21 protein-coding genes are annotated in these 21,419 nt (G+C 72.0%); 16 read left to right on the top strand and 5 right to left on the bottom strand.

What is annotated here, in order from left to right; all coding sequences use genetic code 11:
• Positions 1–26 precede the first annotated feature (26 nt).
• From AB0G59_RS20475 to AB0G59_RS20420, 12 genes are all read left to right on the top strand, one after another.
• Positions 27–1,448: a DUF6002 family protein gene (locus AB0G59_RS20475; protein WP_360913468.1), complete on the top strand. Its 1,422-nt coding sequence runs from the start codon at positions 27–29 to the stop codon at positions 1,446–1,448.
• Positions 1,449–1,546: 98 nt separating this feature from the next.
• Positions 1,547–1,948: an aspartate 1-decarboxylase gene (panD, locus tag AB0G59_RS20470; protein WP_360913466.1), complete on the top strand. Its 402-nt coding sequence runs from the start codon at positions 1,547–1,549 to the stop codon at positions 1,946–1,948.
• A 102-nt stretch (positions 1,949–2,050) separates the two neighbouring features.
• Positions 2,051–3,229: a GNAT family N-acetyltransferase gene (locus AB0G59_RS20465; protein WP_360913464.1), complete on the top strand. Its 1,179-nt coding sequence runs from the start codon at positions 2,051–2,053 to the stop codon at positions 3,227–3,229.
• A 47-nt stretch (positions 3,230–3,276) separates the two neighbouring features.
• Positions 3,277–4,554 (top strand): hypothetical protein, encoded by a 1,278-nt coding sequence (locus AB0G59_RS20460; RefSeq protein ID WP_360913462.1) that lies wholly within the window; start codon positions 3,277–3,279, stop codon positions 4,552–4,554.
• Entirely contained in the window at positions 4,551–5,522 is a 972-nt protein-coding gene (locus AB0G59_RS20455; protein WP_360913460.1) for an LLM class flavin-dependent oxidoreductase, read from the top strand. Before AB0G59_RS20460 ends, AB0G59_RS20455 begins: the two co-directional genes overlap by 4 nt.
• On the top strand, positions 5,519–6,592 hold the full coding sequence (gene hppD, locus AB0G59_RS20450) for a 4-hydroxyphenylpyruvate dioxygenase (protein ID WP_360913458.1): 1,074 nt from the start codon (positions 5,519–5,521) through the stop codon (positions 6,590–6,592). Before AB0G59_RS20455 ends, hppD begins: the two co-directional genes overlap by 4 nt.
• A gap of 1 nt (position 6,593) precedes the next feature.
• Positions 6,594–7,718 carry an alpha-hydroxy acid oxidase gene (locus tag AB0G59_RS20445; RefSeq protein ID WP_360913456.1) on the top strand — a complete coding sequence of 375 codons (1,125 nt, stop codon included), beginning with the start codon at positions 6,594–6,596 and terminating at the stop codon, positions 7,716–7,718.
• Positions 7,715–9,061, top strand: coding sequence for a PLP-dependent aminotransferase family protein (locus AB0G59_RS20440; protein WP_360913454.1), 1,347 nt, complete (start codon positions 7,715–7,717; stop codon positions 9,059–9,061). Before AB0G59_RS20445 ends, AB0G59_RS20440 begins: the two co-directional genes overlap by 4 nt.
• On the top strand, positions 9,058–10,470 hold the full coding sequence (locus AB0G59_RS20435) for a hypothetical protein (protein WP_360913452.1): 1,413 nt from the start codon (positions 9,058–9,060) through the stop codon (positions 10,468–10,470). Before AB0G59_RS20440 ends, AB0G59_RS20435 begins: the two co-directional genes overlap by 4 nt.
• 64 nt (positions 10,471–10,534) lie before the next feature.
• Positions 10,535–11,824 (top strand): ATP-grasp domain-containing protein, encoded by a 1,290-nt coding sequence (locus AB0G59_RS20430; protein WP_360913450.1) that lies wholly within the window; start codon positions 10,535–10,537, stop codon positions 11,822–11,824.
• A 5-nt stretch (positions 11,825–11,829) separates the two neighbouring features.
• Positions 11,830–13,062 carry an MFS transporter gene (locus AB0G59_RS20425; RefSeq protein WP_360913448.1) on the top strand — a complete coding sequence of 411 codons (1,233 nt, stop codon included), beginning with the start codon at positions 11,830–11,832 and terminating at the stop codon, positions 13,060–13,062.
• 28 nt (positions 13,063–13,090) lie between these two features.
• Complete coding sequence (locus tag AB0G59_RS20420) at positions 13,091–13,588, top strand: flavin reductase family protein (RefSeq protein ID WP_360913446.1); 498 nt, start codon at positions 13,091–13,093, stop codon at positions 13,586–13,588.
• Positions 13,589–13,619: 31 nt separating this feature from the next.
• Here the strand turns inward: AB0G59_RS20420 and AB0G59_RS20415 are convergent, their stop codons facing one another.
• The gene (locus tag AB0G59_RS20415; RefSeq protein WP_360913444.1) at positions 13,620–14,108 is read right to left on the bottom strand and encodes a MarR family transcriptional regulator; all 489 of its coding nucleotides are present in this window, start codon (positions 14,106–14,108) and stop codon (positions 13,620–13,622) included.
• Between the two features lie 93 nt (positions 14,109–14,201).
• Here AB0G59_RS20415 and AB0G59_RS20410 point away from each other — a divergent pair, with 93 nt between their 5' ends.
• Together AB0G59_RS20410 and AB0G59_RS20405 are read left to right on the top strand one after the other, a co-directional pair.
• Complete coding sequence (locus AB0G59_RS20410) at positions 14,202–15,083, top strand: NmrA/HSCARG family protein (protein ID WP_360913442.1); 882 nt, start codon at positions 14,202–14,204, stop codon at positions 15,081–15,083.
• A 38-nt stretch (positions 15,084–15,121) separates the two neighbouring features.
• On the top strand, positions 15,122–15,547 hold the full coding sequence (locus tag AB0G59_RS20405) for a MarR family winged helix-turn-helix transcriptional regulator (RefSeq protein ID WP_360913440.1): 426 nt from the start codon (positions 15,122–15,124) through the stop codon (positions 15,545–15,547).
• A 66-nt stretch (positions 15,548–15,613) separates the two neighbouring features.
• On the opposite strand, the gene AB0G59_RS20400 is transcribed toward AB0G59_RS20405, so the two are convergent.
• Together AB0G59_RS20400 and AB0G59_RS20395 are read right to left on the bottom strand one after the other, a co-directional pair.
• Positions 15,614–16,363: a nucleotidyltransferase domain-containing protein gene (locus AB0G59_RS20400; RefSeq protein ID WP_360913438.1), complete on the bottom strand. Its 750-nt coding sequence runs from the start codon at positions 16,361–16,363 to the stop codon at positions 15,614–15,616.
• A gap of 44 nt (positions 16,364–16,407) precedes the next feature.
• Complete coding sequence (locus AB0G59_RS20395; RefSeq protein ID WP_360913436.1) at positions 16,408–17,454, bottom strand: magnesium and cobalt transport protein CorA; 1,047 nt, start codon at positions 17,452–17,454, stop codon at positions 16,408–16,410.
• 142 nt (positions 17,455–17,596) lie between these two features.
• On the opposite strand from AB0G59_RS20395, the gene AB0G59_RS20390 reads away from it, so the two are divergent.
• Positions 17,597–17,929 carry a hypothetical protein gene (locus AB0G59_RS20390; RefSeq protein WP_360913434.1) on the top strand — a complete coding sequence of 111 codons (333 nt, stop codon included), beginning with the start codon at positions 17,597–17,599 and terminating at the stop codon, positions 17,927–17,929.
• 148 nt (positions 17,930–18,077) lie between these two features.
• A complete protein-coding gene (locus AB0G59_RS20385) occupies positions 18,078–19,697 on the top strand; it encodes an alkaline phosphatase D family protein (RefSeq protein ID WP_360913432.1) in 1,620 nt (539 codons plus the stop codon).
• An 8-nt stretch (positions 19,698–19,705) separates the two neighbouring features.
• On the opposite strand, the gene AB0G59_RS20380 is transcribed toward AB0G59_RS20385, so the two are convergent.
• On the bottom strand, positions 19,706–20,296 hold the full coding sequence (locus AB0G59_RS20380; protein ID WP_360913430.1) for a GNAT family N-acetyltransferase: 591 nt from the start codon (positions 20,294–20,296) through the stop codon (positions 19,706–19,708).
• A 147-nt stretch (positions 20,297–20,443) separates the two neighbouring features.
• Entirely contained in the window at positions 20,444–21,355 is a 912-nt protein-coding gene (locus AB0G59_RS20375; protein ID WP_360913428.1) for a hypothetical protein, read from the bottom strand.
• Between the last annotated feature and the right edge of the window lie 64 nt (positions 21,356–21,419).

The raw sequence follows: 21,419 nt of genomic DNA, 5'->3' as shown, positions 1-21,419 counted from the left end.
AGCCCTTCGACGACGAGGACGCCCGCATGACGACCACCCACCCCTCTCCGATCCGGCTGACCCGCGACAACGCGATCGCGCACTACTACCAGGGCCTCGAACTCGCGGCCGCCACCATCCGCGCCGAACGTGCCGAACGCGCCGGGCAGGGCAAGGGCTTGCAGGAATCCTTCAGCCCCGCCTTCACCCTGCCGCCCCTGACCCCGGAGCTGACCGCCTACTTCGGCACGTCCGGCATGTCGATGCAGGACCTGGCAACCCACCGGGGACGCCGGCTGCTCTTCCTCGACCTGATGGGCAACCCGGGCACCCTGACCACCAAGACCTTCGCCTCCCTGGTGATGGTGGCCCGCGCCGTCGAGCACATCCGCACCACCGGTGAGCGGATCCTCATCCTCACCCCGACCTCCGGCAACAAGGGCACCGCCCTGCGTGATGCCGTCGCCCGGGCCCACGCCCACGGCCTCGTCGGCGCCGACCAGCTGCGCATCGTCACGGTCGTTCCCCGGCAGTCACTGACCAAGCTGCGCGAGAGCGCCCTGTCCACGGACGAGGACGCCCGGCGCGCCAACCCCGTCGCCCTGGCCGACGTGGACAGCCCGGCCGCGGTGAAGGACCTGGCCTCCCAGGCGGCGGCCCTGGCCCGGCAGGCCGGCCTCGAAGAAGGAGGGTGGCGGCTGTGGTACTCGCTGGACCTGGACAACTACCGGCTCGCCGACGCCGCCCGCGCCTTCGTCGAGGCCGACGCCTTCCCCGTCGAGGCCGACGGCGCCCCCCGGCTGCACGCCCACGCCGTCTCCAGCGCCTACGGTCTGCTCGGCTACCACCTGGGCCACCGCACGCTCACCTCGCAGACCGTGCCCGGCCTGCCCGTGCCCGCCCGGCACCCCGGGTTCTTCCTCATCCAGCAACTGGCCACCCCCGACATGGTGCTCAGCCTCCTCAAGGGCTCGCCCGCGCACGAACTGCTGCCGCCCTACGCCCTCGACCCCACCACCGGGCTCTACCACCGCGGCGACGACGACGGCGCCTTCCCGGCCGTCACCCACGACCCGCACGAGCAGATCGACCCCACCTTCTACACCCGGGCCCCCGTCACCTCCGCCCAGGTCAACGAGCTGATCGGCCGTCACGGCGGCGGGGGCATCGTGGTCTCCCTCCACGAATGCCTCGCCTTCTACCCCCGGCTGCGCCGCCTTTTGGCCCCCCTTGGCCACGAACTGCCCGCCGACCCCCGCGACCTGCGGGAGTGGTCGCTGGTCAAGGCGGTCACCGGTGTCCATCTCGCCATCGAGCGTGATCTTGTCCCCGAGCATGCCGAGATCGTCATCCACGGCTCGGGGCTCTACACCGACCGGCTCCTCGCACCCCTGCCGCAGGCGCACACCACTGCGGTGAGCACCGCGGGCGATGTGAGCCGGTTGCTGCTGGCGGCGGCCTCCGCCTGAGACCGCCGCCGGCAGCCCCCTCTCCCCACCCCCCTTTCTCCACCCCTCTTTTCCCACCCCCTCTTTTCCGTTCTCGAAGCATTGCGAGGAAACCCCAGATGACCATGTACAAGACGCTCGTCCACTCCAAGATCCACCGTGCCCGGGTGACCGCGGCCGACCTGCACTACGTCGGCAGCATCACCATCGACGCCGACCTCCTCGACGAAGCCGGCATCAGCGACTTCGAGCGGGTCCAGGTCGTCGACGTCACCAACGGCGCCCGCCTGGAGACCTACGCCATCCCCGGTGAGCGGGGCAGTGGCACGATCCAGCTCAACGGCGCCGCGGCCCACCTGGTGGACGTGGACGACATCGTCATCATCATGGCCTACGCCCAGGTGCCCGAGCCGCTTCCGGCCGGCTGGCACCCCGTCGTCCTGCTGATGGACGAGAACACCAACCAGGTGCGCGAGATCGTGCGCGGCCGCGAGCACACCGAAGCGATGCCGACCCGCTGACCCTGACGGCACCCGCACCACCCCCCCTGTTCTCCGGGCCGGGCACGACGCCCGGCCCGGACAACAGGGGGCGGCCCCCCGCACCCACTTGAGGAGAGTCCCGTGCCCCTGGCAGCCACCGCGGCGGGCCGATACGTCCGGCCGTTGCGCGCGCGGGCCGGCTACGCCTGGCGTCATCTGCAGAACCCGCTGGTCAACACGGTCCGGGCCTGGGCGGAGGACCGCAGCGCGACCACCACGCTGTGGGTCTGCCGCACCGCCGGTGGCCTGACCCTGGCCTACTCGGGCGTCGGCGACGGCCTGACCTACCTCACCGCGTTCCTGCAGGACCGGGCCCTGAGCCTTCCGGGCACCACGGGCCCGGCCACCACCCACGTGCTGCGGGTGGCGCGGCCCCAGGTACTGCAGGCGTGCGCGCGCCTGGGCGCGGACCTGGTCCTGGTCGGCGGTTCACCGGCCACGGTGGCCCGCCTGCCCCGCGAGCGTTCCTTCGTCCTGCCCTTCCGCGTCCACCAGGTGGTGCGCACGGATGACGGGCAGGGCTGGCGCGGGCGCGTCTCGGCCTCCGAGCGCCGCCAGCACCAGCGCAACGTCCGCCGGCACGGCTACCGGCTCGAAGTCTCCCGCAGCGCCGCCGACTTCGCCTACTTCTACGACCGCATGCACGCGCCCACCATGCGCGAGCGGCACGGTGGGTCCGCCCGCAGCATGGACCGGGACACCGCCTACCACAGCCTCTTCCGCCCCGGCGGCCTGCTGTTCTTCGTCCACGACGGCCACCGGCGCGTCGCGGGGGCCCTGGCCGCCGTCGACCGGGACAGGCGGCGCCTGACCGGCCGGCTCATCGGAGTGCTGGACGGCGAGGACCAGCACCGCCGCCAGGGCGCCCTGGCAGCCGTCTACCACCTGCAACTGCAATGGGCGGCGGCCAAGGGCATCGACTGCGTCGACCTGTCGGGAAGCGAGCCGTTCCTGTCCAAGGGCACCTGGCAGTTCAAACGGAAACTGGGCGCCGCCGTCGTAGCGCCGCCCGACCTGCACCGCGAACGGCGGCTGTGGCTGCACGTCGCCCACGACACCCCCCAGGTCCGTGACTTCCTGCACCGCAACCCCCTGCTGGCCGTGCACGGCCCCCACACCTTCGAAGCCCTCTACTTCCACGACGAGGCCAGGCCGCCCCTGACCGACTCCCTCGCCGCCACCTGCCCCGGCCTGACCGGCATCCGCCTGGTCGACCTGGACGGCCTGTGCGACGCCGACGCCCCCGCGGAGACGACGTGAGACCACCCAGCAACCCCCGCACACCCCCCGCGCCCTGGCGACCGGTCATGCCCGACGCGGATGCCGCGGACCTGCTGCTGCACGAGATGCGGGGCGTGCCCTTCGTCCGCTCCTCCCACGTCCCCTTGCACCCCATAGCCGTCCCCCGGCCATGGATGGCAGAACTCCACCAGGCCTCCCGCGACCTCCTGGCCATCCTCCACACCACCCTGCGCGCCCACGCCACCACCCCCGAGGGCCAGCTCGCCGCACTGGGCCAGAACACCCGCTCCCACCCCTACTTCGCCGACCCCGGCATCGAAGCCGAGTGGGCCACCTCCATCGCCCGGCCCGACGTCGTCTTCAGCGACGGCACACCACGCTTCTTGGAATTCAACGTCGGCGGCGCCGTCGGCGGCGTCGTCACCACCGACCAGATCCTGACCGTCTACGACCGCCTCTACCGCCACCGGCCCGTCCCCTACACCACCCCCCGGCCCTTCGCCGTGCGGGCCGACCTCTACGAGCGGGCCGCCCGCAGCCTCGGGCGGCGCCCCGGCGTCGCGATCCTCGGCTCGAGCCGGGAATCGGGCTTTAGCGACGACCGCTACTTCCGCCTGGAAGTCGACTACCTGCGCCACCGGCGCGCCATCCCCGCGCAATTCTTCGAACCCGAGGACCTCCTCGACGGCCTGGGCGAGGGCGTCCCGCGCTACCCGGTGGGCCTGCGCCACCTGATGATCGACGCCTGGCACGAGCTGGGCATCGACCCCGCCCCCCTGGGCGAGGCGCAGCGCCGCGGCTGCCTGATGCTCGCGCCGCAGAGCGCCTTCCTCATCTCCAACAAGCTCGTCCTGGCCTGGGCCTCGGCCGGCGGCCCCTGGCTGAGCAGCCGCCAGCGCGAGGTGATCGACCGGTACCTGCCGTGGACCCGCGTCGTGCGGGAGGGCCCCGTCGACTACCGCGGCCGCCGCCAGGACCTGCCCGCCCTGCTGAGCGCCGAACAGCGGCGCCTGGTCCTCAAACCGTCCGCCGGCAACTGCGGCACCGCCGTGTCCATCGGCGCCCGCCTGGAGACGGCCGCCTGGAACGCGCAGTGCGAGCGCGCCCTGGGGGAGGGCACCTGGGTGGTGCAGGAATACGTCGAACCCGACCGCTTCCCCTGCCGCTTCTGGGACCGCTCGGCCGCCCGTACGGCCGAGCACCACGTGGCACCGGTCATCAGCCCCCTGCTCTTCGACGGCCGCCCGGGCGGCTGCTTCGCCCGGCACGACCCCTTCGACCGGACCGGAGTGATCTCCACGACCTTCACCGGGGCCTCCTTCAACGCGGTGGTCGGCACATGAGCCACCCGCCGCAGCCTCCCGAGCGGGCGCCGCTGCGCGTGGGCGTGCTGATCCTGCCCACCGGGCCATGGCGCGAGAGCGAACACGCCTGGCGCCTGGCCGAAGACCTCGGCCTCGCCCACGCCTGGACCTTCGACCACATCGCCTGGCGCGACCTGAGCGACGCCCCCTGGTACGCGGCCGTCCCCACCCTGGCCGCCGCCGCACGGGCCACCTCCCGCATCGCCCTGGGCACGCTCGTCAGCTCACCCAACTTCCGTCACCCCGTCACCCTCGCCAAGGACTTCATCGCCCTCGACGACCTCTCCGACGGGCGCATGGTGCTCGGCCTGGGCGCCGGCGCGCCCGCCGGCACCGACGCCACCGTCCTGGGCCCGGCTGTTGAGGACCCCCGCCTGCGCCACGAGCGTTTCGCTGAGTTCGTCGCTCTGACCGACCGCCTCCTGACCCAGCACCGCACCACCCACCACGGCCGCCACTACACCGCACAGGACGCCCGCATGACACCCGGCTGCCGCCAGCAGCCGCGCATGCCCCTGGCGGTGGCCGCGGCCGGCCCCCGCGCCCTGCGCGTGGCGGCCCGGCACGCCGACATCTGGGTGACCAACGGCCGCTCACCAGGCGGCGGACGCCTCGCACCCGTCGCCGAGGACACCACCTTGGCCCGGCAGATCACCGCCTTCACCCGCGCCTGCGCACACGAGGACCGCCCGCCCTCCGCCATGCGCCGCCTGCTCCTCGACGTCAACCGCGCCGAGCACCCGCTGCGCTCGGCCGCCGCCTTCGAGGAACGGGCCCACCGCTGCGCCGCGCTGGGCTTCACCGACCTCGTCATCCCCTTCCCGCGCACCGAAGCGCCCTTCAAGGCCGACCTGCGGGTCCTGGAGCGCATCGCCTGCCAGGTCCTGCCGCACCTGCCCCCCGCCGGCCCCCTTCCGCAGCTCCCGCCCGTGAAAGGCACCCCATGATCGTCAAGGGCATCGACCACCTCCACCTGCACGCCGAGGACTGCTTCGCCCAGGCCGCCCTCCTGAGCGACGCCTACGGCTTCACCCTGACCGCCCGCACCGCACCCGAAGCCCCCCACCAGGCCGCCTTCCTGACCCAGGGCCGCATCCGGCTGCTCATCAGCTCCGCCCCCCACGGGCCCGCACGGGACTTCGTCGCCCGGCACGGCGACGGCGTCGCCGACATCGCCCTGAGCGTCGACGACGCCGCCCACGCCTTCCGCACCCTGACCGCCCGCGGCGCCGAGCCGGTCAGCGCCCCCGTGCGGCTGCCCGGCGGAACCGTCGCCCGCATACGCGCCTTCGGCGACGTCACCCACTCCCTGATCGAACGCGACGACCCCACCGACCCCCTGCCGCCCACCGAACACACCCTGCACCCCACCACAGACACCCACCCCACCACCCCCCTGCTGCACACCGTGGACCACCTCGCCATCTGCCTGCCCCACGGTCACCTCGCCACCACCGCCGACCACTACCGCCACGCCCTGGGCTTCGACGTCACCTACGAGGAGTACGTCACCGTCGGCGGCCAGGCCATGGACTCCAAGGTCGTCCAGGACCCCGCCGGCCACCTCGTCCTGACCCTCATCGAACCCGACCCCCGGCGCGAGGCAGGCCAGATCGACCGCTTCCTCACCGACCACGGCGGCCCCGGCGTCCAGCACATCGCCTTCCGCACCGACGACATCGCCCACGCCGCCGACACCCTGCGCTCCGGCGGTGTGGACTTCCTGGCCACCCCCCACACCTACTACGACACCCTCGAACAGCGCGTCGGCCCCCTGCACCCGCCCCTGGACACCGAAGCCCTGCGCTCCCGCTCACTCCTGGCCGACCAGGACCGCTGGGGCCGCCTCTTCCAGATCTTCACCCGCTCCACCCACCCCCGCCGCACCCTCTTCTTCGAACTCATCCAGCGCGACCGCGCCAAAACCTTCGGCAGCGGCAACATCCGCGCCCTCTACGAAGCCGTACGCCGCACCGAAACCCCCCACCCCGCCCCCGCCACCACCGGCGGAGCCTGACATGCAACCCCTCAGGGTCCAGGACTACGAGAGCCTCGCCCACACCCGCCTGCCCCGCGCCGTACGGGACTTCATCGCCGGCGGCAGCGGCGACGAAATCACCCTCCGCGAGAACACCGCCGCCCTCAAACGCCTGCGCCTGCGCCCCAACGTCCTGACCGGCACCGGCACACCCGACACCACCACCACCGTCCTGGGCACCACCCTGGCCACCCCCATCGCCGTCGCCCCCGTCGCCTACCACACCCTGGCCCACCCCGAAGGAGAGATCGCCACCGCCCGGGCCGCAGCCGACGCCGGCGCCCTCACCATCCTCAGCACCTTCTCCGGACACAGCCTGGAAGCGACAGCACAAGCCGCGGGCGGACCCCTGTGGCTCCAGCTCTACTGCTTCCGCGACCGCCACATCACCCAGACCCTCGTACGCCGCGCCCAGCAGGCCGGCTACACGGCCCTGGTCCTCACCGTCGACACCCCCGTCCTCGGCCGCCGCTACCGCGACGCACGCAACGCCTTCGCCCTGCCCCCCGGCATCCGCCCCGGCAACTTCACCCCCGACACCCACACCGGCCTCGGCCACGCCTCCCCGGGCCACTCCGCGATCGCCCAGCACACCACCGACACCCTCGAACCCGCCCTGGCCTGGTCCGACATCGCCTGGCTGCGCCGCATCACCGACCTGCCGATCGTCCTCAAAGGCGTCCTGGCCCCCGCCGACGCCGCCCGCGCGGCCACCGAAGGCATCGACGCCGTGATCGTCTCCAACCACGGCGGCCGCCAGCTCGACACCACCGCCGCCACCATCGACCTCCTGCCCGACGTCGCCCGCGCGGCCGGCGAACGCTGCGAAGTGCTCTTCGACGGCGGAGTACGCGATGGCACCGACGCCCTCAAGGCCCTCGCCCTCGGCGCCCGCGCCGTCCTGATCGGCCGCCCCGTCCTGTGGTCCCTGGCCGTGGACGGACACCAGGGAGTCCGCCACCTGCTGAACCTGCTGACCTCGGAACTGGCCGACGCCATGGCCCTGTGCGGCCGCCCCACCCTCGCCGACCTCGACCCCACCCTCCTCGCCCCCCACCCCCCGGCAGCCGCCATACCCGCCACCACCCGGCAGGAGGCCCCGTGAACACCGGCCCCCACCCCTTCACCCTCGACAAAGCCACCCTCCACCCGTCGCTGTGCGACCCGCTGCTCGACGTGATGAACTTCCTCAACGAGATCGTCGACCGCTTCCCCCACGCGATCTCCTTCGCCCCCGGACGCCCCCACGAAGGCCTGTTCACCCCCGGCGACACCGAACGCCTCATCGCCCGCTACCGCCAGTACCTGCGCGACGAACGCGGACTGAGCGAGGAACAGATCACCACCACCCTCGTCCAGTACGGGCCGACCAGCGGCATCATCCGCGAACTCCTCGTGCGCACCCTGCACAACGACGAAGGCATCCACGCCCGCCCCGACGACGTCGTCATCACCGTCGGATTCCAGGAAGCCCTCTTCACCACCCTGCGCGCCCTCTTCGCCGACCCCGACGACGTCCTGCTCGTCCCCGAACCCTGCTACACCGGCGTCACCGGCGCCGCCGCCGTCCTCGGCATCCCCCTCCATCCCGTCCCCGAAGGACCCAACGGCCTGGATGCGGACGCGGTGGCCCGGGCCGCCGACGCCGCACGAGCAGCCGGCAAACGCCCCCGGGCCTGCTACGTGGTGCCCGACTTCGCCAACCCCTCCGGCCACACCCTGACCCTGACCGACCGCCACCGCCTGCTGGCCGTCGCCCACCGCCACGACCTGCTCCTCCTGGAGGACAACCCCTACGGCTTCTTCACCCGCGACGGCCACCGCCACCCCACCCTGCACTCCCTGGACACCCGCGGCCACGTCGTCTACCTCGGCTCGTTCGCCAAGTCCTGCTTCCCCGGCGCCCGCGTCGGCTACGTCGTGGCCGGCCAGCCGGTACGCGACCCCGCCACCGGCACCAGCAGCCCGCTCGCCGCGGAACTGGCCAAGATCAAAAGCATGATCACGGTCAACACCCCCGCCGTCAGCCAGGCCGTGATCGGCGGCATGCTCGTCGAACACGACTGCAGCCTGGCCACCGCCAACGACCCCGCGGCCCGCTTCTACCGCCGCAACATGGACGTGCTGCTCGACGCACTCGCCACCGCCCTGCCCGACGCCGCAGACCGCGGCGTGCGCTGGAACAACCCCGGCGGCGGATTCTTCGCCTGCCTCGAGGTGCCCTTCGCCGCCGACGAGGCCCTGCTGGAAATCTCCGCCGAACGCTTCGGCGTGATCTGGACCCCCATGAGCTCCTTCCACACCGGCCCCGGCGGCCGCAACGCCCTGCGCCTGTCCATCAGCTACCTCGACCCCCACCAGATCCGCGACGGCGTACGCCGCCTCGCCCGCCTGATCACCTGGCGCCTGGCCCACCCCACCCCCACCCTCACGGAGGCAGCACAGTGAAGCTCCACGACCAATGGGAGAACCTGCCCGCCGCCCACCGCACCCGGTTCCTCAACACCCGCATCGCCGCCACCGACCAGTGGCCCGCCCACGAACTGCCCGGCTGGCAACAGCCCTGGCAGCCCCTGCGCCCGCTGATCCTGACCGAAGACGCCGCGAGCGCGCTCGGCCACCTGGCCGCCCGCATGATCCACCTCGCCGTCGACGCCTGCCTGCGCCGCGCCCGCACCGCCGGCGACCTCTACGACCTCCTGCGCTACCCCCGCGAACTGCCCCTGCTCGACCGCGACCGGCCCCTTGACCACGCCGAACTCACCGCCTGCGCCCGCCCCGACATCCTCCTGAGCGAGGGCACCCCCCGCTTCCTCGAGCTCAACATCAGCACCGCGGTCGCGGCCACCCGCGCCGTCGACGTCCTGGCCGCCGCCTACCACGACCTGTGGGACGGCCCCCACCTCATCCCCCCGCCCTCCGTCATCGAAGCCCGCTCCGCCCACCTGGCCGCGACCCTGCCCCACCCCGACGACGGACCGCCCCGCCTGCTCATCCCGACCTGGACGGCCGGCGGCCGCCTCCCGGGCCTGGACGGCGAAGCGGCACTGCGCGCCTACCTGCGCCCCTCGGCCGACAGCGCCACCCGCGCCGGCCTGCGCGTCATCCAGGCAAGCCTGTCCGAGCTGCGTACCGACCACACCGCGGTCCTCTACGCCGGCACCGACCGCGTGGACGCGATGCTGTGCCCCTTCCTCAGCGACGAGGTCAGCGACGACAACGGCGGCCTGGCCGCGACAGCCCGCGCCCAGCGCGCCGGCACCGTCCGCCTCTTCCAGAGCGACGCCACCAGCCTGCTCTCCGCCAAGGCCGTCCTGGCCTGGATCCACCAGGACATCGACCTGCTCGACCCCGCCGACCGCCAACTGGTCCGCGACCACCTGCCGTTCACCCTGCACCTGCCGCGCCACCACAGCGCCGCCGAACGCCGCGCCCCGCTCGCGCACGCCGCCCAGGCCCGCGAACGCCTCGTCCTCAAGCCCTCGTGCGGCCACGGCGGCCACGGCGTGGTCTTCGGCCGCGACCTCAGCCCCACCCAGTGGCTGCGCATCCTGCACGAAGAACTCGAACACGACGACGTCGTCCTGCAGGAACTCGTCGACGCCGACACCCTGCGGATGCCGTTCTTCTCACCCGGACAGGACCGCGTGCACCACGAGGACGTCGCCTTCGTGCTGTCCCCCTACCTGATCGGCGGCCGCTCCACCGGCCTGCTCGTACGCCACGACGCCCCCACCCGCACCACGAACGGCGCCGCCGGGAGCACTTTGAACCCCATCAACATGGCCAACTCGGCCTTCTGCAACACCGCGATGCTTCTCCGGCCACCCCACGCGGCCCCCACCGCGACCCCGTGACCGACCCCTCCCCGCACCACCACCCCCCGGCCCGGGGCCCGACCCCGCACAAGGAGTCCCACACGTGACCGACCCCCGCCCCCTCCACCCCACCACCCCCACGACCACCACCCCGACTGTCGTCCTGCTCGAAGCACCGCCCACCGGAGCGGGCGAAGCCGCCGTACGCCTCATCCGCGAAAGAGGCCACCAGCCGCTGGTCCTCACCCACCCCGACGGCCGCATGCCCGCCGCCGGCGCCGCCCGGCTGCGCGAGGCGGGCGCACAGATCCACCACTGCCGCACCGACGACACCGACGCCGTGACCGCCCACTGCCGCACCATCGATCACCTGGCCGCCCTCACCACCCTCTACGAGTTCTCCGTCCAGGTCGCCGCCGATGCCGCCGCCCGCCTCCACCTGCCCGGCCCCGACCCCGACGCCGTACGCCGCTGCCGCTCCAAAGCACTGCTGCGCACCACCCTGGAGCCCCACCCCGGCCTCAACGCCGCCTTCGGACGCGCCGAAACAACCCAGGAGGCGCTCGCCCACGCCGAACGGATCGGCTACCCCGTCGTCGTCAAGGCCACCACCCTCGCCGGCAGCGCCCACATCACCTTGTGCGCCACCCCCGGCGACGTCGTGCGCGACGCCGGCCGCATCCTGTCCCTGGCCGACTACCTCGGCTTCGAAGTGCCCCGGGAAGTCCTCGTCGAGGAGTACCTCGCCGGCGAGGAATTCTCGGTGGAGATCTTCCACGGCCGGGGGATCGGCGTGAACGCCAAGCTCCTGGGCCCGCCACCGCACTTCATCGAGCTCGGACACCACTACCCGGCACAGATCCCCGCCCCCCTGGCCGCCGAACTCCTGCGCACCGCCGAACGGGCCGTGGCCGCCACCGGCCTGACCTGGGGCCCGGCCCACGTGGAGCTGCGCTGCCGCTTCGGCCGCAGCCAGCCGCGCGTGGTCGAGATCAACCCCCGCGTCGCCGGCGACCGCATCGCCGAACTGGTCCGCCTCGCCGACGGCGTCGACCTCTTCGGCGCCCAGCTCGACGCCCTCCTCGGCCGCCGCCCCGACGTACGCCCCAGGGCCCTGGGCGGCGCCGCCGTACGGTTCATCCCCTCACCCGGCCACGGCGTCATCACCCACCTCACCGACCCCGCCCACCTCGCCGCCCTGCCCGGCGTACGGGAAGTCCGCTTCCAGCGCGCCGTCGGCGACCGCGCCCCGCGCATGCTGTCCAACCTCGAGCGGCTGGGCCACGTCATCGCCACCGGAGACGACACCGCCCAGGCCGTCGAACGCGCCCAGCAAGCGCTGGGCCACTGCACCGTCCAGGTCACCGACCCCACCCCCACGAAAGGCCCCTGAAGGCGATGCCCCACCCGCCCCACCCGGCCCGTACAGCCCCCGGCCGCAGTGGGCCCCGGCGCCTGCCCACGGAGTTCTGGTGGCTGTGGGGCGGCGCGTTCGTCAACCGGGCCTGCGGATTCCTGCTGCCCTTCCTGCTGCTGTACCTCACCGGCGCCCGCGGCCTCGACCTGGCGGACGCCGCGCTGCTCACCGCCTGCTACGGTGCCGGCAACCTGCTGAGCCAGCCCCTGGGCGGCCACCTCGCCGACACCGCCGGGCGGCGCGCCACCGCCGTCGGCGGGCTGATAGCGACCGCCGTCCTGGTCCTGGCCATGGTCACCGTGCCCACTGCCGCCCTGCCGGCCGTCCTGGTCCTGCTGGGGCTGGCCGGCGACCTCTTCCGCCCCGCGACCGGCGCGCTGATCGGCGACATCGTCCCCGGCCGGGACCGGCCCCTGGCCTTCTCCCTGATGTTCTGGGCGGTCAACCTCGCCTTCGCCCTCTCAGGCATGCTCGCCGGATACCTGGCCGCCCGCTCCTACCGGCTGCTGTTCTGCGTGGACGCGGCAGCCACCGCCCTGTACGCCCTGGGCCTGGCCTACGGCTGGCGCCGCCTGCCGCGGCAGCGGCCCAAGCCCCCGGCCGGCCCCGGCGGGGGATACCGCGCCCTGCTCACCGACCGCCTCTTCCTCGCCTTCTGCCTCCTGGGAATGACGCAGTCACTGATCTACATGCAGGCCTTCTCCACCCTCCCCCTGACCGTCCGCGACCAGAACCTGCCCCAGAGCGCCTACGGGCTCCTGCTGACCGTCAACGGCCTGGTGATCGTGCTGGTCCAGCCCCTGCTCTTCCGCCGCCTCAAAGCCGTAGGGGGCCCGGGCCGGTACCGCCTGCTGGCCCTGTCCCAGCTGCTGCTGGGACTCGGCTTCGGCGCCACCGCACTGTGCCGCTCCACGACCGAACTCGCCCTGAGCGTCACCCTGTGGACGCTGGGGGAGATCCTGTGCGCCTCCTACCTCCTGGCCACCGTCGCCGACCTCGCCCCCGCCCACCTCCGCGGCCGCTACGCCGGCTTCTACGGCTTCGCGACCGCCCTGGGCACGGCGGCAGGCCCGCCGGCGGGCACCGCCCTCTACCTGAGGGCCGGCCCCGCCGCCCTGTGGGGCACCTGTCTGTTCCTGGCCACCGCCGCCGCCCTGGGCCACCTGGCCATCGGCCCCCGCTGCACCACCCGCACCACCACCGCCGCGGCCTGAAGCCCACCTTTCGAACGGAGCGCAGTCCATGACCCCCGCCACCCCCACCCCGCAGGGGCAGTTCCGCCGCTGCGCGGGGAAGTTCGCCACCGGGGTCGCCGTCGTGCTGTCGCCGGGGGCCGGGCAGCCGGCGGGCATGACGGTCAACTCCTTCACGCCCGTTTCCCTGGACCCCCTGATCGTCCTGGTCTCGCTGGGCCACGGCACCCGCACCCTGGCCGCGATCGCCCGTGATGGCCGTTTCAGCATCAACGTCCTGCACACGGGCCACACCGGCCTCGCCACCGCCCTGGCCGCCCCCGGCGCGCCCTTCCCCGGCTCCTCCCTCTCCCGCAGCCAGGACGGCCATCTGCTCGTACCGGACGCCCTGGCCACCATGGTCTGCCGGCTCACCCGCCTGATCCCCGTCGGGGACCACGTCCTGGTCCTGGGCGCGGTCGAATCGCATGCCACCGGCGGCGGCGAGCACCTGCTCTTCCTGGAAGGGGCCTTCCTGGGATCGGGCCGGTGCGCCCCCGCCTCCTGACGCCGGCCGCGGCGAGGTGCCGTAAAGGGGTTCAGTCCGGCTTGGGCAGGGAGCGCAGGTGCCGCATCTGGGCGTGGCTGAGGTCCTGCACCCGCCGCATGTGCTCGGTGATCACCTCGAGTTCGTCCTCGGTGTGACTGTCGAGCAGCGCGTGCCAGGCCGGGCCGAGGTCGTCCCACACCGCGGTGACCCGGGCGATGCGCTCGGGCACCGGGGTGACCAGGACCCGGCGGCGGTCCTGCCGGTCGGGTGTGCGGACCACGTAGCCGTCGCGTTCGAGCCGGTCCACCAAGCGGGTGGCCGAGCCTGTGGTCAGGCCGGTCAGGTCGGCGATCTGCCGGACGGTGAGCGGCTCGGGCTCGGCCGTCAGCAGGCTCAGGCACTGCATGTCCGTCGGATGCAGTCCGAGGTGATCGGCGACAGCCTGGTTGAAGAGCGCGTACGCCGCCAGGTAGCGGCGGGACTCCGCCGACAACTCCTCGTACAGGCGGGCCCGGCGCGGGTCTGTCACGTGGATCACACTCCCAATCGCTGCGCGACGCAGCAATCCCTCGTAGTCTTCTGCGTGACGCATCAACTGCGTCACGCAGCAATTCTACTCCTGGGGAGAACCATGCTCACCATCGCCGTCACCGGAGCCACCGGAGCCCAGGGCGGAGCCACCGCCCGCGCCCTGATCGCCGCCGGCCACCATGTCCGCGCCCTCACCCGCCACCCCCACTCACCCGCCGCCGACACCCTGCGCCACCTCGGCGCCGACATCCACCACGCGGACTTCGACGACCCCACCACCCTCACAGCCGCCCTCGCCGGCACCGACGCCCTCTTCGCGGTCACCACCCCCTTCGGCACCGACACCACCACCGAAACCCGCCAGGGCAAAGCCCTCATCGACGCCGCCGCAGCCGCCCGCCTCGGCCACATCGTCTTCACCTCCGCGGCCCACGCCGACCGCAACACCGGCATCCCGCACTACGAGAGCAAGCACGCCATCGAAGCCCACCTGCGCACCTCCCGCATCCCCTGGACGGTCATCGCCCCGGCGGCCTTCATGGACAACTACGCCACCGGCTGGACCCTGGACTCCCTGCGCGAAGGCACCTTCGCCTGGCCCATGCCCGCCGACACACCCCTGACCCTCATCCCCGCCACCGACATCGGCACCTTCGCCGCCCTGGTCCTCCAACACCGCCAGGACTTCCACACCCAGCGCATCGACATCGCCTCCGACGAACTCACCCCCGCCCAGATCGCCCACACCCTCACCACCGCCACCGGCCGCACCGTCACCCACCACCAGGTCCCCCTGACCTACGTCCGGACCCACTCCACCGACCTGGCAGCGATGTTCGAGTACTTCACCACCACCGGCCTCGACGTCGACGTCGCCGCACTGCGCCGCGACTACCCCGAAGCCGGCTGGCACACCTTCACCGACTGGGCCACGGGCCAGGACTGGACCACCTTCCTGTCCCGCGAGCCCGCACACCACTGACACCCCCGGGCAGCCCCACCACGGGAGAAAACACCGTCATGAAGCCCATCGGCTACTGGCTCAACCGCACCGACCAGGCCCTGACCCGCCACATGAACGACATGCTGGCGCAGTTCGGCCTCACCCGGACCACCTGGCAGGTCCTCAACGTCCTCCACGACACCGGCCCGACCACCGACACCGACGTCCTCACCACGCTCCGCGCCAACGCCGACACCCCCGCACTGACCACCGCCATCGACACCGTCCTTGCCGACGGCTGGGCCACCCGCCCCTCACCCCACCACCTCGCCCTCACCCCCGAAGGCCACCGACACCTGACCCACGTCGCCGAACACGTCGAGGCGTTCCGCACGCTGGCCACCACCGGCATCTCGCCGGAGGAGTACCGCACCGCCGTCGACGTCCTGCAGCGCATGACCCACAACCTCGAACCGGCAACCACCGGCCACAGCCGACCATGAAACCCCCCACGGCGCGGGGGAGAGGCCCTACAGGACGACGCCCCCTGCGCCCCGCGACCCACCACCTCACACAGCGGCCTCGAACAACTCCCCGGCACCGGCAACGGCCCGCGCCAGAGCCCCGGGCTCCGGCCGCAGAGCGCCGACGATCGCGTCGATGCCGCGCAGACCCGCCCGCTCCACAAGCCGCTTCTCATTGGTCACCCACTCACCACGCCCCGCCAGCACCGCATGCGCCGTCTGCATGGCGGCGGTGGCCAACGCCCCCGCGACCTCGACCACCTGCCCACGCCGGACATACGCCCCCTGGGCGTACCGCAGCGTCGCGGACGCCCGGTCCCGCCACACCGCCGGGGCCGCCTCGCGCAGCGCCCGCGGATACCCGGGACGCGGCAGGGAGCCGCGCAGCACCTGGTTGAGGGCGAGTTCGGCGACCAGTAGATAGCTGGGGATGCCCGCGAGGTGGAACATCAGCGGCTCCCAGTGGAAGCGTCCCTGCCGCGCCTCGGCCAGTTGGTGCTCGACGACGTCGAGGTCGCGGTAATGCACATCGACCTGCCGGCCCTCGATCGTCAGCCACGCCCCGCCGTTGAAGACCCCACCGCCCCAGGCACCGACGTCGAAGACCTCGCCCTCCCAGCCGACGGCACGCAGACAATCGGGGTCGAAACCGCCCCGGTAGTACACGGCCAAGTCCCAGTCGCTGTCGGCGCTATGGGTGCCCTGAGCGCGCGAGCCACCGAGGGTGACGGCACGTACGGCGGGCAGGGCGGCGAGCCGCTCGGCGACGGAGTCCACAAAGATGGCGTCAGTCATGGGGCGATCCGATCGGACGTGTCATCACTTCAGGACACAAGACCCTACCGGCGGCGAGGGACAAGGGTGTTGCCGGCTTCCGGCACCACAGGTGAGGTGTGGTGACGCCGTCGGCGCAGCCAGAGGTACAGCAGCAGGCAGGGCAGCAGCAGCCCGCCGAGGCTCAGGACGAGGAACGCGGTGAAGCTGCTGATGTGCGTGACCAGCCAGTCGAAGTTCTGCCCGAAGAAGCCGACGACGAAGGACAGCGGAAGAAACACCGACGCCAGGATCGTCAGCCGCTCCATCGAGGCGCTCTGCCGCAGACCGATCTTGTTCTGTTCGACGGAGATCACCGCGATGTTCGCCTCGAGAACAGTGGTCAACAGATCCCGCTGAGCGGCGACCTCCTCGTTGACCAGCAGCAGATGGTCGTGCACGTCACGGAAATACGGCAGCAGCCCGGCCGGAGCCCTGCCCGGCTGCAGCCGCCGGCCGAGCACGGCGAGCAACGGGTGCACGGCGCGGTAGAAGTCGGTGACCTCGCGGCGCAGGGAGTAGATCCGTTCGGTCGGGGCAACCGCCCCGGAGAACACCGTGGCCTCGATCTGCTCGATATCACGTTCGAGTTCCGTGACGACCGGCGCGTAACTGTCGACCACCTGGTCGAGAATCGCCCACAACGTGGAGACACTGCCGGCCTGCAGCAACTCAGGGCGCCGCTCAAGCCTGCTGCGGGCACCATGCAGCTCGCTGGCGATACCGTGGCGGACCGTGATCACGAAGCGCTCGGCGAGGAACACGCTGATCTCACCGGTGTCGACCTCCTCACGCTCGTCGTCATAGCGCGCGGTACGCAAGATGATCAGCTCGGTGCCGTCCTCGTACTGCTCGGCCTTCGGCCGCAAATGAAACGCCGTCGCGTCCTCGACCGCGAGCTCATGCAGCCCGAAGCACTCACGCACCCGCGCCAGTTCCTCCGGACCCGGCTCGAACATCCCCAGCCACACAAACCCGCCCTGCCTGCAGCGCGCAGCCGCCTGCTCCAACGGCATCGCCCCCTCGTGCTGCCGACGCCCGTCCCGATAGTGAGCGCAGTCGACAATCACCACACACCTCCTCACACCCGGCCGACGCCCCCCACCCTGCCGCCCACGACCACGCCGCGCCCCCCTACACGTCCCACCACAGGCGAACCTCCTCCGAACAGGCCATCAAAAGCCGCCGCCCGACCCGCCGCCATAGGATCGCCACATGGCCAAGCACGCTTCGCACTCACCACTGTCCCTCCGCTCCCGGGACTCCGTGCTCTCCATCGGCTCGGTGGGATCGGTGCTCTCCATCGGATCGGTCGGATCCGTCCTGTCCATCGGCTCGGTCGGCAGCGCCCTGTCGATCGCTTCGATCGGCTCCGCGCTCTCGGCCGTCTCGGCCGGCTCATGGCTGAGCACCGGTTCACTGCTCTGCGCCCAGTCACGGTGGTCCGTACTGTCCTGGCGCTCCCACCGCGGCTTCCTGGCCGCAGGAGCCGTGGCAGCCCTCGCCTGCACGGCCCTGACGCGCGAACACCGACGCCGGGCCACATGACCGCCCCACAACCACTCGATTCGATGCCGCGCAAAAGGCCGACAGCGCGCCGCACGGCGTGCTGATGCGCCCCGGGGGAGTGGTAGCGGCTGCCGTGACAGCGGGTAGTCCTTGGTGAGCCCCAGTGACCTGCCAGGGAGTAGAGCCGATGGCGAGCAGTCCAGACCGGGAGCGGCCGGGAACCGTCGCACGCCATGCGCGACGCCGGTTCCTCACCCTTACGGCCATGGCATCGGCAGGAGCATTCGCCGCAGCGCCGCGTGCCCACGCCCAGCGCCATCGCGTGAGACGCATCAGCGAGTTCCCCTTCACCCTGGGCGTCGCCTCCGGCGACCCGTTGCCCGCCTCCGTCGTCCTGTGGACGAGGCTGGCTCCCCGGCCGTACGAGGCGGGCGGCGGGCTACCGCCCGCCGGATCCGTCGACGTCCAGTGGGACATCGCCCGGGACGAGCAGTTCCACAACATCGAACGCAGCGGCCTGACACCCGCCACCGCCGACCTCGGCTACAGCGTGCACGTGGACGTACAGGGCCTGGAGCCCGACAGACCCTACTGGTACAGATTCCGCACGGGGACATGGTCCAGCCCCGCCGGCCGCACCCGCACCGCCCCCGCCCCACAGGCCCCGGTCAGCGAGATGCGACTGGGCCTGGCCTCATGCCAGCAGTACGACGGCGGCTACTACACCGCCCACGCACACCTGGCTCGCGAAGACCTCCACGCCGTGTTCTTCGTCGGCGACTACATCTACGAAAACGCCATCGACCCACAAGCCGGAGCACGTCGGCTCCCCGCCGGCCACCAGCTGCCCGGCGTCTTCGGCCACAAGCCGACGACCCTGGCCGACTACCGCCTGCGCTACGCCCTCGCCAAGAGCGATGCCGACCTCCAGTCGGCCCATGCGGCACACCCGTGGTGCGTCACCTGGGACGACCACGAAGTGGTCAACAACTACGCGGCCGACATCCCCCCGGCCGGCGAGCCCACGGGCCAGTTCCTGCAACGCAGGGCCGCCGCCTACCGCGCCTACTGGGAGAACATGCCGCTACGGCCCGCCCAGTACCCCCAGGGAGCGGACATGCTCCTGTACCGGCGCCTGCGCTTCGGCCGGCTGGCACAGTTCGACGTGCTCGACACCCGCCAGTACCGATCGGACCAGGCCTACGGTGACGGCTGGCAGTACCCGGGCCCCGATTCGCAGAACGCCTCGCGCACCATCACCGGCCACGCACAGGAACGCTGGCTGCTCAACGGATTCGGCGCATCGCCGGCCACGTGGAACGTCATCCCGCAGCAGGTGGCCTTCTGCCGGCGCCGGCTCACCACCACCAAACCCTCGCCGTTGTCCATGGACGCCTGGGACGGCTACCCCGCCTCCCGTAACCGCGTCCTCGACGCAGTCCAGGCAGCCGGCATCAACAATCTGATCGTGCTGTCCGGCGACTCCCACATCCACCTCGCCATGGACATCAAGAAGAACTTCGACGACCCCCGCTCCGCCACACTGGGCGTCGAAATCCTGGGCACCTCGATCTCCAGCGGTGGCGACGGCATGAACAGGCCCGAGGACTGGGCCGAGATCCTCGCCGCCAACCCCCACATGTCCTACTACGCCAAACAGCGCGGGTACGTCGTCATCACGCTCACCCCGACCCACGCACGCGCCGACTACCGCACCCTCCCTCACGTCACCCGCCCCGGAGCACCCCTGATCACCGGCGCCAGTCTTGTCACGGAAGCAGGACACCCCGGGTTCAGACCCGCCTGACAGCCGCCTCAGCGCGCCTTCCGCCACATCGACCACAGCGTCGGGCCGCCCCCGGGTACGTGGATCTCGTCCCGCACGGTGAACCCGAATCGCTCGTAGAAGCCGATGTTGGCGTGCTTCGACGATTCCAGGTGTGCCGGCAGCCCGGCCGCGTCCGCCTTGGCCAGGCCCGAAAGCAGCAGGGCAGCACCGTGGCCGCTGCCCTGGGCCGCCGGATCGGCGCCGAGCACCGCCAGATACCAGTGCGGCTCCCGGGGCGCTGCCTCGCCGACCAGCTCCAGCATCTCTCCCAGCCGGGCCACATGCTCGCCCAACAGCCCGTTGATACGGGCCAGCGTGTCCTCGTCCGGGTGCTGCTCGGCCGTGCCCGGCGGCGTCCAGAAGGCCGCTGCCGCATCGGTGCGTTCACAGTGACCCAGCGGGCCGTACTTGTGCGTGAGCATCACGTCGAACCATTGGGCCAGGCGCTCCTGGCGCCCTTCCGCGTCAGGGAAGAGCCACAGCATCATCGGGTCATCCCCGAAGGCACGGGCCAGAGTGCGGGTGATCTCAGGGGCGTCGCCGGTCTCGATCGGCTTGGGTATGTTCAGTGACTGCATGCGGCCAACGTAGATTCCAAGATCTTCCAACACATCGGTCGTTCTGCCGATTACCCGGGCCGCGCCGCTCCCGCCCATCGACGGAAACACAGACCGCGAACACGGCTTCGCCCCGCCCCCCTCGGCTCAGCGGCGGGGCGCGGGGCCTCAGCGGTCCTCGCGATGGCTTTCCGGCTCACAGATCCACTCGGACCAGTCCACGCCGAGCGTCCCGGCGAGCCGTCGCAGCGCCTGCTCCGTGCGTCCATAGGCGACGAGCCCGAAGTCGCCGTAACCGGTGTTGTGGGCCACGATGACGTCCGGCCCGCCGAAGAACTCGGTACGGGCCCCCAGCTCACGCCACGGCAGCAGCCCCATCGGGCGCAGCCGCTCCCGCAACCGGGCCACCTCCTGCGGGCCGAGGTCTCCCTCCTCGACAGTCCACCCGTAGTGGGCGGGCAGCCGCGTGACGGCCAGGTGCAGGAAGAACTCCGAGACCGAGTGGCTCTGCAGCAGCCACGCCGGCTTCTCGTCGTCGTCCCGGGCGGAGACCAGCACCGGCGGGTCGGCGAGGTGACTGCGGGCCGCGGGGTAACCCCACTCGTTGCAGTACTGGTTCTCGGCCATGAACACGCACACCCGCAAGTCCTCGTCCGGGCCGACGAAGACGTTCTCCCGCGGCAGACCGTCGCAGACGCCGTAGCCGGTGGGGTCCGGACGAACGGTGGGCGGCCAGACCGGATTCGTCTCGTACAGCTCCGCCCGGTCGGCGAAGGAGTTGAACGGCAGGTCCCACCACTGGTCCAGGGCGGCGGGTATCGCCAGCGAACGGTCGACATCGCCGGGCCCGTCGTCCACGGCGGCATCGCACAGCTCGGCCTTCAGCCCGGACACGTACTCCTTGTGGGCATCGGGTTCCTCCCGCTCCCACCGCTGTGCGCCGACGGGTTCGTACCCCCACTCCTGCTGGAACCGGCGCAACAGCTCCCAGCGCGCATCACCCTCCACAGTGCGGCCCGTGCTCGCACTGCGCGCCTCGTGCAGCCACTGGTGGAAACGTCCGTAGTCGATCTCTGTCACGCGAGCGATCCTACGATTGACTCGCCGAGGGGCTCGGCTGCGCCCGCAGTAGACCAGCGATACG

It is taken from the genome of Streptomyces sp. NPDC021096 (assembly GCF_040641275.1).
GTDB lineage: Bacteria > Actinomycetota > Actinomycetes > Streptomycetales > Streptomycetaceae > Streptomyces.
The sequence above is the reverse complement of the archived record's forward strand: the minus strand, read 5'-3'. Positions and strand labels throughout refer to the sequence as shown.